Annotated in this window: 9 protein-coding genes; all 9 read left to right on the top strand. The window is 42.0% G+C overall.

Annotated elements, in window-relative coordinates; genetic code table 11:
- The first annotated feature begins 152 nt into the window (after nt 1-152).
- The 9 genes from KIV40_RS17020 (at nt 153) to KIV40_RS16980 (ending at nt 10,833) form a co-directional block, all read left to right on the top strand.
- The gene (locus KIV40_RS17020; RefSeq protein ID WP_285350383.1) at nt 153-4,763 is read left to right on the top strand and encodes an RHS repeat-associated core domain-containing protein; all 4,611 of its coding nucleotides are present in this window, start codon (nt 153-155) and stop codon (nt 4,761-4,763) included.
- Nucleotides 4,760-5,224, top strand: a complete 465-nt coding sequence (locus KIV40_RS17015; protein ID WP_285350382.1) for a hypothetical protein — start codon at nt 4,760-4,762, stop codon at nt 5,222-5,224. The genes KIV40_RS17020 and KIV40_RS17015 overlap by 4 nt, the downstream gene beginning before the upstream one ends.
- 1,152 nt (nt 5,225-6,376) lie before the next feature.
- Nucleotides 6,377-7,156 carry an RHS repeat-associated core domain-containing protein gene (locus KIV40_RS17010; RefSeq protein ID WP_285350380.1) on the top strand — a complete coding sequence of 260 codons (780 nt, stop codon included), beginning with the start codon at nt 6,377-6,379 and terminating at the stop codon, nt 7,154-7,156.
- A gap of 2 nt (nt 7,157-7,158) precedes the next feature.
- A complete protein-coding gene (locus KIV40_RS17005; RefSeq protein ID WP_285350378.1) occupies nt 7,159-7,590 on the top strand; it encodes a hypothetical protein in 432 nt (143 codons plus the stop codon).
- 308 nt (nt 7,591-7,898) lie between these two features.
- Entirely contained in the window at nt 7,899-8,180 is a 282-nt protein-coding gene (locus KIV40_RS17000; RefSeq protein WP_285350376.1) for a hypothetical protein, read from the top strand.
- A gap of 86 nt (nt 8,181-8,266) precedes the next feature.
- On the top strand, nt 8,267-8,725 hold the full coding sequence (locus tag KIV40_RS16995; RefSeq protein WP_285350375.1) for a DUF4279 domain-containing protein: 459 nt from the start codon (nt 8,267-8,269) through the stop codon (nt 8,723-8,725).
- Between the two features lie 539 nt (nt 8,726-9,264).
- Complete coding sequence (locus KIV40_RS16990) at nt 9,265-10,248, top strand: hypothetical protein (protein ID WP_285350374.1); 984 nt, start codon at nt 9,265-9,267, stop codon at nt 10,246-10,248.
- Between the two features lie 92 nt (nt 10,249-10,340).
- A complete protein-coding gene (locus KIV40_RS16985; RefSeq protein WP_285350384.1) occupies nt 10,341-10,550 on the top strand; it encodes a hypothetical protein in 210 nt (69 codons plus the stop codon).
- Nucleotides 10,525-10,833 (top strand): hypothetical protein, encoded by a 309-nt coding sequence (locus KIV40_RS16980; protein ID WP_285350372.1) that lies wholly within the window; start codon nt 10,525-10,527, stop codon nt 10,831-10,833. The genes KIV40_RS16985 and KIV40_RS16980 overlap by 26 nt, the downstream gene beginning before the upstream one ends.
- Nucleotides 10,834-11,339 lie beyond the last annotated feature (506 nt).

Here is an 11,339-nt window from a genome sequence, read left to right as displayed (position 1 = left end):
GCGAGCAGGTGAAAGCGATTTAATGGCGTATTACAACTTTAGCCGTTATCGAGGCTTGTGGGTTGAGAACGTGGCGACCGGAAAATTTGATATGAAGCTGTCTGACACAGACATTATAAAAACAAAAACCGATGAAAAATAAGGTAATTAAAATGAATAATGGTCGCATTTTGACATTGTGGTTAGCGATCTCAATAAGTCTTGTAGGTTGTGGTCGTGAGACTGAAGCTTTGGATATTAGGCAAGTATCACCATCACGAATAGAAATGGACTTGTCCACGGCTCCAACACATAAGCAATTGAGTGAGGCGGGACAACTAGGGGGCGTATTAGCCCCAACTCACCCTGTTGAAGATAATCTCGAACCTGAGTCGTTCCATCTAATGGACTTAATAGCCAGTGATGATGAGCAGGAACGTATGGCTTTTGGACAAGCGATTCAAAACTGGAACAAACACCAATATGCTTCAGCATCGGTGGAGTTTGATATTTTCAGGAAGAAATACCCAAATAGCGCTTGGGCATCTGAAGCAACATTACATATGGCCTGTAATGCTCGCTTTACCGGGCAATACTCGACGGCAAACCAGTTGTTCAACGAGGTCATCCAAACAAATCAAGACTCTGAATATTCAGGCGCTCAACAAATGGTTGCCAAAGCGAAGAGTCGTTTAGCTGTTCTTCGGTTGATGGAAAATAATCCAGAAGAGGCAAAAACCCTATTTGCGGAGGTAGTGAAGAACGCACCAGACTGGAGGTTGAGATCATATGCTTCAATTTGGCTGCGTAAGTTATCGCTTCTTAAAAATCAGGCTGGCGGTTTGCTCGATTGCGGAACACGGGCTCTGGCCTATTTACTCAATGGTGATGGTCAATTCGAGGATTCTGAAGCAGTTCTCGGTTATGTCCCAGATAATGAGGCTGAAGGTTTTAGCATAGAAGAGTTGAGGCAGTTAGCTGTTAAATATGGTTATCACGCACTTGCAGTTAAAGCCAAAGTTAGTGAACTAGCCGCTCTAACTGAACCAGCAATCTTACAAGTTAGTAGAGCAGCAACCGGTGGTAAGGGACATTACTGGGTTCTTGAGCGAGTCGAAGCTGGGCAATTTTATATTGTTGACCCACAGATGAATCGGCGTTTTCATTTTTCAGCTGAGCAGCTTGAAAAGGAATGGCAAGGTAACGCTATCTTATTGTCTAAGGGGGCTTCATCATCCGTCGGGACAGCACTGTCTCTCGAAGACGCTAACTCCACTCATGGGGGCTGTTGTGGTATCCAACGTCCACCAAGCGAAGGAGGAGATCCTGGTTCAGAACCTGATGATAATACCCCTAATAAGGAGGGTAGTAACCCAGATAAAAACTGCCGCGGCAGAGGCGCACCTATTTGGTCGGTCAATGTCATTAATCTCAACCTTTATATGACAGACACTCCGCTATGGTATGACACAACAGTCGGCCCTGGCGTTGAGGTGAAGCTAAGTTACAATACACAAAGTGTGCTCGCACAAAATGAACCTTTTGGTCATCGATGGATGTTTAATTACGCGTCCTATCTGGTAGTGGATCCGGGTGATGCCGTTACTATTTTTGAAGCAGATGGCAGCGAAAGTGTTTTTATATTAAATAATCATGGGGTTTATCAATCAGACCGTTACTCGTCAACATCATTGACTAAGAGTGATGATGGAAAGTGGCTGCTCACATATGCAGACGGTTCGCAACGTATTTACGGGGTACCAGAGGGAACCAAAGCCCTACAAAACTTCTTGCTAGCTGAGGTCGATAACTCGGGTAATCGAGTCACAGTAGGATACGACAAAACGGCCAAGGTGACGCACGTGACGGATGCGTTAGGTCAGGTAACGAATTTTCAATATAACTCTTCAGGTTTGATTGAAAGAGTCGACGATCCTTTTGGTCGTTATGCCCTTTTTGAATATGACAAATCACGAAACCTAGTCGCAATGACTGACATGGAGGGTTACCGAGCATCCTTGACATACGATGATGATCATTTAGTAACATCGTTGACGGACGCAAGAGGTAAAACTCAATTTTATATCGAGCCAGCAGACGGTATACACAATAACTTCGATGCTTATAATCCTCCTGGTACTGCAATGTGGGAAAACTATCGCATTACAGTGACTTTACCGACCGGTGGGAAAGAGGAATATTATTTTGACGGTTTCCATGGCAGATCTTGGTATGTAGATGCCGACCACTATCAAGAATACGAGAGCGAAAAAAACAATTCGCACTACGATACCCCAAAAACAATTTATGAATTTGTGGAGCCAAATGGTCGCAGGGGTGAAATTTCTGAAATCACTTATCCAGATGGTGCAAGCTTCGAATACAAGTACTACAGCGACAATAAACTTAAATCAGCAACGGATCCTTTTGGACAAAAGAGCGAGTACTCGTGGACGAACAATGGTCAGTTGCTGAAAAGCATTGACTCGCTTGGTCGTTCAACGCAATTTATTTATGCGAATAATGGGCTCGATTTGACAAGTATTGTCGGTCCATTTGGTGATGAACAGTTTACTTATGATGACCACCATCGAGTGACTCAATATACCGACATGGACGGATTAACTACGCGATATGGCTATGATTCAACTGGTAATTTAATTTCTACCACTGATGCAAATGGTGTCACCAGCACATTTGAGCGTGATGCAAAAGGCCAAGTCACATCCGTTCGTGTAGGTTCAGAGATCGTCCGTCGTTATGGATATGATGAGATAGGTCGAGTGATCTCCAATAAGGATGCCGCAGATTACGAAACGCACTTTGAATACAATAAGATTAATACCTTAACAAAAATCCACAATGCGGCGGGCCGTACAATTCAGCGCCAGTTTGGTAGTTGTCCTCGTATTCTTGAAAAAGAAACATTGCCAGGTGATCGGGATTACCAGTATCGCTATGATGCCAAAAAGCAACTTACTGAGGTGATCAACCCTGCCAGAGGCAGTATTCAAATTGGTCGCTCAAAAGCGGGTCTGATTACATCACTCACGGATCAAAATCAAAACCAAACGTCTTTTGAGTACACCTCCTCAGGAGAACTTAGTAAGAAGGTTTATCCAGATGGCAGTAGTTTAAAGTACGAATACAATAAAGGTCGAATCAAGAAGGTAACGAATGCTAGAGGCATTACCAAAACCCTTCATTTCAACAAGAAACAGCAGTTAGATAAAATTGAATACAGTGATCAAACGCCAAGTGTCGAATACAGCTACAATGAGCTCGGTCTTCTTAGTGAAGTGAAAGATGCGATTGGATCTACCCGATATCAATATGAGAAAAATGGGCGTCTTGCTGAGATTGATGGACCACGAGACAACGACACTGTAACCCTGCACTATAACAATCTTGATTTGTTATCAGAGTTGTACGCCGGTGGTAAGCTAAATACCGCATATAAGTACGATGACTTGGGCAGGGTCGTTGAGATAAATGCGTTGGGACAGCGATTTGCTTATCACTACGATTATTCACCGTTGGCGTTCTCCGCGAGTGTAGTTTTACCTAATGGCGTGACCAGAAAGACGACGCTAAATGAAAAGGGTGACTTAAGTGCGATTTTGTACAAAAGTAAAGATGGCACTCTGGCTGATTACCAATATCGATTTGATGAAGCAGGACAAATTGCAGAGCAGACAGGAACACCAGCTTGGTTTCTACCTAGGCAGCAATCCAATGCTAAATACAATGAACTTAACCAGATCACCGAGTGGAATGGAGACGACAAAGCGTTCGTCTACGATAAAGATGGTAACCCAATTAAGGGACTCTTGGATGATGGCGTGCCGTTTAAAGCGGAGTACGATGCAGAAAATCGCTTAATCAAGCTGAGTTTTACCCGGGGTGACACGAAATACCGTGAGACATTTGCTTACGGGTATGACCATATGCTCGCTCAGTATCAGCTATACAAAAATAAAGCGCTGGTAGAAGACAAGCAGTTTGTTCGGCTTGGGTTAGTGGAGCTTCAGCAGCGTAACGCACTGGGAGAGGTGGTTCAAGAATATGCTTGGGATAAGTCGGCACCAGGTGGTATTGGTGGCCTACTGGTGGCGAAGACAAGCAGTGATTTCTATACCTATGTGTACAACCATCTAGGCCATGTTCAAAAAGTCTTAAATGCTTCGGGTCAGGCCGTTCAGAGTTATCAATACACCCCGTATGGTCAAGTAGAAGGCGGCGATTTTAACCAACAACCCTTTGGTTATTCAACGAAACGCAGTGACTTTGAAAGTGGATTGGTTTATTTTGGGTATCGGTTCTATTCGCCGTATCAGCGCCGTTGGCTTAACCGTGATCCATTGCAAGAGCAAGGAGGGATAAACCTCTATGCTTATGTAAATGGTGACCCGTTGGGGTACGTGGACCCGGATGGGCGCTATGTGTATCCGGTGATAGCTATTTTAGCGATTGCCGGTGCGTATGGAATTCTTGATGGCATGTTGGATGCAGGTCAAGATGGCATTGATGCTATGGATTATGGAAGGTCAGCGAGAGAGAATCAGCAAAAAGCGATTGATTGCATGTTAGATAAATCCTGTAGTGGAGAGGAATATCAACAATACTGTGACGATTACTATGATGATATGCAGAATCATTACAAGAAAGCAGCTTCAGCTACTTACAACGCCGCAAAGTCAGTACCAGGTACTAGTGTGACGGGCACGCTGCCAGGCAGTAAGGTTGATTTTGCCACTGGATATGTTGTCGGAGAGCTTTTATGAATAAGAAATTAATTTTTTTAACTTCCTTTATTTTAATTTCTTATTTATTAACTTTTGGTTTGGGGAATGGAAGGGGTAAGGTCTTTTTCCTAAAATTAAAGAGGTTAGTTAGTCAGGATGTAATATTAGATGGTGAAACTTGTTATATGATATCGAGTGATTGGCTTTTTCTCTCGAAGAATGGTAATTCATATGCATTTATGTATTTGGATAAAGACTCTCAGGTTGCCACGCTTGTATTTGGAAAGGGAGTGAGTCAAGTACCGAAAGAGAACCGACCGTGGATTAAGCTAGAAGAAGACATTCAAGGAAAAAAGATATACTTAATGAAGTATCATTCCAAAATTCACTACTTTTCTGACGTGAATAAATTTGAAGCGCTCATGGTCGTCGACGATAAAGGCGTATTTAATTATCCATTACCGTTAATCAAAACCAAAATTGATGATTGCTCAACTTGAAGTAAGCTCAGGGTTAATCGTAACGTTTTTTAGAGAAAAAATGCTCGATTTGACGATCACATTTATCAGTGATCTTATCCTCTCTTTTTAGGGAGAGCATTAGACACTGGCTAAGAGCAAGGTGGGATTAACCTCTATGCTTATGTGAATGGAGATCCGTTGGGGTATGTCGATCCGGATGGGCGATATGGAATAGTTGGGGCCGTAACTGGAGCTATTTCCGGAGGGATCGGCGGAGCCATATCTGGTGGAGCTTCTGGAGCGGTTGTTGGAGCAATAGCGGGAGGGGCAATTGGAGTTGCAAATTCGACAGCATCTGGTGCTGTGGGGGCAGCTCTTGGTTCTGCAGCAGCTAGTGGTCTAGGACAAGCGTTGGGTAATGCTCTATCAGGTAAAGACCCTACAGATATTTGTAATTATAACCTTCCAGCTATTCTTGGTGCTGGACTAGCTGGCGGATTAGCTGGGCCTCTTGGAAGCGGGCTGGGTAAATTTATTCCCCCTTATCGCCCGCCGATACTGGGCATTCCCTTAACGTCATCCGGTCTTAACAGGTGGCCGCAACACGTAGGAGGGGCTATTACGGAAGGGGTAATAGTAGGCAATGGTGAACTAATAGGATCTAATTTAAAATGACAGTTTTATCTTTAATTGTGGCTAGTGCTCTGATCGCTCTCTTATCTGTTGTCGCTGTAATATTATATTGTAATGGCCTAATATTAATATCACGGCTGCCTCAACTGATAAAATATATTCTTACTTTGGTTCTATATTTAATTTTTTCCGGTTGCATAGCAGCTCCAATGTGGTTTACGATTATGGCATATAAATCATCAGTCAGTGATGTCATTGAACTCAGGGATACCTTAGTCATAGTGGCGGGTTATGTTTTGATTATTTCTCCGGGACTACTGATGCTCAAAATTAAATATTTACATCAGCTCAAAAGGCTTGGTTATTATCGTTAAATTTAATAATTATATCTAAAGCTCTTACCTGATTTTAGGGGGAGCAAACCTAGAGCTCGCAAATTTAGCTAGGAACTACCACTTAACGTATTTAGTGAAACATCGAGTAGAGGCACCGATTCAAGGTGCCTTTCTTTTTGGATCATATGTTAGCGTGTGCTGAATTATTTTCGCTCAGGGAGAAGTGCTTCAAGAATATGCTTGGGATAAGTCTGCACCGGGTGGTATCGGTGGCCTACTGGTGGCGAAGACAAGCAGTGACATCTATACCTATGTGTACAACCATTTAGGCCATGTTCAAAAAGTCTTAAACGCTTCTGGCCAGGTAGTTGAGAGCTATCAATACACCCCATATGGTCAAGTAGAAGGCGGCGATTTCAGCCAACAACCCTTTGGTTACTCAACGAAACGCAGTGACTTTGAAAGTGGATTGGTTTATTTTGGGTATCGGTTCTATTCGCCGTATCAGCGCCGTTGGCTTAACCGTGATCCATTGCAAGAGCAAGGTGGGATAAACCTCTATGCTTATGTAAATGGTGACCCGTTGGGGTACGTGGACCCGGATGGGCGAAATGCAGTTGCTAGGCTAGTTAAGCTAGCTAAGCAGTTCATTAAGAAATCGAAAGATACAGGTGCTCCAAATAAAGCAGCTAAGCCAACTAAAAAAGCTAAGCCTGAAAAGTGTTCTGGTGTTACAAACAAGACAGGAAAAGGATTAGGTAACCCTTTTAAAGATAAGACAGCGAAAGAAATTGATGAGATGTTTACTGATAAGGGGTTTGAGAAGCGAGGACCAGATCCTGCTAATGGTACAGGAGGATATGTTAATCCAAAGACAGGTCGTTCATATCATATTGATCCGAAAGAGTGGGGTAAATACCCCGAACCAAATCACGTAGATGTTAATAGGCTGAAGTCATATGATGGTGCCTTGGACAAGAAAAAACTTCCATATAAGGAATAAACATGCCAGTTCATCAATTAATACTTAACTTTCAGCAGTTCATGCTGGCTTGCTGGCCGCAGTTGACTCAGGTCATGCAGAGCTTGGATTGGGACAATGATCCATACTTTGTCGATAATTGGATTCAAGCAAACTGGGAATTAATGGTTGAAAAGCAGTTAGGCATAGAGGGGGTTATTCTGCTTCCATATGGTTACGATATCAGTCCCAGTTCTAGATATTCAAGGAAGGGAGCTAGCGCAACCCATAGGGTAATTTGTAAGCTGAAAGATACGGAGAATAGTCTTGCCTTCTTGAGTTTTATATCTAAAGCTGAAGGTGAATTAAAGCTAGAACCTCCATTCGATAATGTTTGCGTGAAGAATCTAGACACGAACGAAACCACATCGTGGTTGATAGATGATATTGAGTTTTTTATTGACAAGATAGGTTGATGTTACAAAGGGGCCAAAGTCCCCACATATTGACCCCAAAGACGTTGCTAATAAGACACCGGAGCAAATTGACAAGCTAGCCAAAGATAAGGGGTTAATGCCCAAAGGACCGGACCCTATGTCTGGGAAGGGAGCGTATGTTGATACAGCGACTGGGAAGCAGCGCGTTCTTTGTCATACGAATTGCTCAAATCCACATGGGCATGTCAATAATCCACAAGGGCAGCGGCTGGATATCAATGGAAATGTTGTTCCTCCAGAATCTCCAGCCGCCCACTTACCTATAAATTTTCCGTGAGACAACGACGATGATGCACGATTGGATTTTTGTAACTTTGTTGGTGGAATGGCTTAAAGGTGTGGTTACGATCACCCTTAAGAACAGCACTTCCAGTGATGTTTTCATTGTCGCAGAGGGCCTTGTAGATTTGAAAGTGCCGAAGCGAGATGAATGGGGTGAGAGCGTGTCTATTAACGAGGTGGACGGCCCTAGGGCACTTGATAACGGAAATAGCTATATAGCTATCGAGATTCAGTCTGGAGATAAGATAGAGATAGAGGCCAAATCTATCTATCTTCCTGAGAATTAAGTTAGTGTTACAAAGAGTGCAGACAAACTCGGTGATTATGTTAACGATGCTGGCGATCTGCTTGGCAATATTGGAGACTATCTCCCATGACAGACTCTTTGATTAATTCGCGGCGAACGCCTGTCGATCAATGTTATCCATCTTGTGAGTCTACGTTTGTAGAGCTTTTGATGTATTTGGATGGAAGTAGTGCTCTGGTAACGGAGCTACTAGATGTAGCACCTAGTTATTCTCAAGACAAAGGACAGTTAATTGTTAACTCGAGAGGAAATGAAAGAACTGCAAAAAACACTTATTGGTGCTTGTCTTCAGAAAATAAAGTTGTTTCAAAAGATATTAGGCATCACTTAACTTGGTTGCTGAATCAACTGACTGATAAAGAATTCATGTTGTCTAAGTTGCAAAGACAACCTGGTGTGAGCGCGACTGTAAACTGTAATTGGTGGTCAACAGGTTCAGGTGGGCCTACAATTTGGCCTGAACAAATGAGCCAGCTTGCACGTCTAAATCTAGAATGTACGTTTGATATTTATTGCTCGGATTGATTTAAATTTAAAGCCCGCACCTGCGGGCTTTTTAATGCGCTGATTGCTGAATCACCGTATCTAGCATCTCCATCACAAACTGCTGCTTAGCTCTTGGCAGTAGCCTTACCTGTTCTATCTGCTGTTGCAGTTTCGACGTAGGTCCGAATTTATTACGTCCCTTAGCTGCTTCTTTACCATGCAGCAGCTTATCTACCGAGCTGTGTAAGATCTCTGCTAACGGCGCCAGTGTAGATACCGCTATCCTTAGCCGCCCAACTTCATAGTGAGTCAGTGTCTGCTATGAAATCCCCAGTCGATCCCCGTGTCAGAGTGATCTGCTGGTGAGTTCCATTTGATTTTGTTTCAGCAACATCGATATGTTTTCCAAGAAGTTATGTTTATAGGCTAAGAAACGTGATTGTCATATGCAACTTTTATAAAAGCTAAGTATCACCTCTTGAATACAAGCCCGCAATATAACAACCTTGAAAAGTCTTAAACTCTTCCGGTCAGGTAGTGGAGAGGGGCTCTTCAGACGCTGACTGAACCGTGATCTATTGCAAGAGCAAGGTGGGATAAACCTTTATGCTTATGTCAATGGTGGCCCGTTAGGGTACGTGGATCCGGATGGGCGAGACGCTACCTTAGCTGGCGTCGAAGCAGGATTTGTAATCGCGGGTCCCCCGGGAGCGGTTGTTGGTGCAGCAGTCGTTGCTACTGCTGGCGTGGCAATATGTACATTTACTGACTTATGCAATTTTAGTGAAGAGGCTGAAGAAAGCGAAACTGAAAGCTGTCCCTCAAATGATAAAGAAAACTGGGAGAAAGTCCCAGGGTCGAAACAAGCCTATAGACCTAAAGGTTCTAAGGAACCTACCTTCCAACGTGTCCGAGCCAGAAGAAACAGCCATAATGGGGTTACTGGAAAAAGTGGAACAAAAAGCGTGATTGGGAAAGGGATAAATATAGAGATGGTACATACAACGAAGATGGTAAATGGCAAAGAGATTAAAACTAGTTGTACAAGGAGAGGAGTACTTAATGTTTCAAAAGAAACACAAAAGGAATTATGCAGAATATTCCCTAACCTACTAGATTTATATGAAGATAATGATGGTATAAAATCGAAAAGAGGCGCTATTTCTGTATTTGATCATTGGCTGAATGAAGAGGAATACCTTGATTATGTTAACTCATCTAACTCAGTAAAAGAGAGTTATTTACGCAAATTAGATGAGTTTGCATTTTATATGGCAACTAATTATAAATGTTATACATTTAAAGTAGTGGGTCGGGGTAAAAAACGTAGGATTTCATTTAGGTATTTTACTGATAGTGATTCTATTTCAAAAATGGCTAAGCAAAAAAGAGAAACTATTCCTTCTCGAACTCTGTATAAACTAGTGTTCCCGACCTTGGGAGTTAGCTATTTTGAAGGATGGGAAAATACTAATTATATATATTCTTCAGATTATGCTGGTACTTTATTTTTTAGTAAATTAGCTGAAGAAAAAGGGTTGAGTTTTTTACGATTAGATTAAAAATGCTGTGCTAACATTAATAATGTATTGAGAGTGTCCTGAATTCTGTGTAACTGTCTAGACTTAAGCCTTAAAGGCTAAGGATGGACAATATGGATAAGAAAGCACTCGAAGCTTTTGCTCGTGAAACAGCAAAGTCAATTAAGACTGAATCTGATCTTGATGACTACCGAAAGATGTTAACCAAGGTGACCATTGGGATGTGCAGACTCCTAAGAAACCGGGGCAAAGACGTGGTCCATATCGTAATATATACTCAGGAGGAAAAGTCAGAAAATGATGAACATACAGATTATAGATGACGCAATTAACGCAACATATGATATTTTTTCGGCAACAGACGAGGAGTTTTCATTGTTGTTTATTGGCAAAACTAACATCGCGTTTATAGAAGATATTGATTTAGATAATTTAGTTGTTAGACAGGCTTTAAAGAATTTGTGGGGTCGGAGGGTTAGGAAGTGCGATGTTCAGGGAATCCATGGAACTCTATTTTATGGGATGGAAGATAAAAAAGATTATTACCCAACCTTGATCGATGAAGAGGCATGTAATCCCGATGGTTCTAAACTTCGACAGGAATAAGCAGTATATTTTTAGCGGAGTTGTCACTTTATGCATTTCAATTGGCAACACCACATAGATTGCAACTTTTAAAGCAATAAAAAATATTATGATAAAGGAATTAAAGAACTGTTAGCCGAGGAAAGTAACAAAGAATAAGATATGATACTTTCACAATTTGTTATCTTGATGAATGGGATCTGTGTCGTGGCATAGTGAACTTGATCACTTAGACCCACTACAAGAACAATGTAGAATCAACCTTTATGCTTGTGTGAATGGTGAACCATTAGGGTATTTGGATCCGCTGATGGCTATTTTAGAGATTGCTGGTGCGTATGGAGTTCTTGGAGGCATGCTCATGGAAAAAAGGAGGAGCATTAAATCAAGACGGTACACCAAAAGATTCTGACCCCAAGTTTTCTAATGAGGTTAAAAAATGGTTGAAAAAGCATGGCTGGAAAATATGAAATTATTTGATTTTTTGAATAAATTAGATGTTGAAAATATTAAGAACCTATCTCAAT

The sequence above is a fragment of the Vibrio sp. D173a genome (genome assembly GCF_030248475.1).
This window is presented reverse-complemented; position numbering and strand designations above follow the sequence as displayed.

Coding starts and splice junctions, on each gene's coding strand:
- KIV40_RS17015 (WP_285350382.1), top strand. CDS start 4,760: ATGAATAAGAAATTAATTTTTTTAACTTCCTTTATTTTAATTTCTTAT.
- KIV40_RS16980 (WP_285350372.1), top strand. CDS start 10,525: ATGATGAACATACAGATTATAGATGACGCAATTAACGCAACATATGAT.
- KIV40_RS17020 (WP_285350383.1), top strand. CDS start 153: ATGAATAATGGTCGCATTTTGACATTGTGGTTAGCGATCTCAATAAGT.
- KIV40_RS17005 (WP_285350378.1), top strand. CDS start 7,159: ATGCCAGTTCATCAATTAATACTTAACTTTCAGCAGTTCATGCTGGCT.
- KIV40_RS16995 (WP_285350375.1), top strand. CDS start 8,267: ATGACAGACTCTTTGATTAATTCGCGGCGAACGCCTGTCGATCAATGT.
- KIV40_RS16985 (WP_285350384.1), top strand. CDS start 10,341: ATGGATAAGAAAGCACTCGAAGCTTTTGCTCGTGAAACAGCAAAGTCA.
- KIV40_RS17000 (WP_285350376.1), top strand. CDS start 7,899: ATGATGCACGATTGGATTTTTGTAACTTTGTTGGTGGAATGGCTTAAA.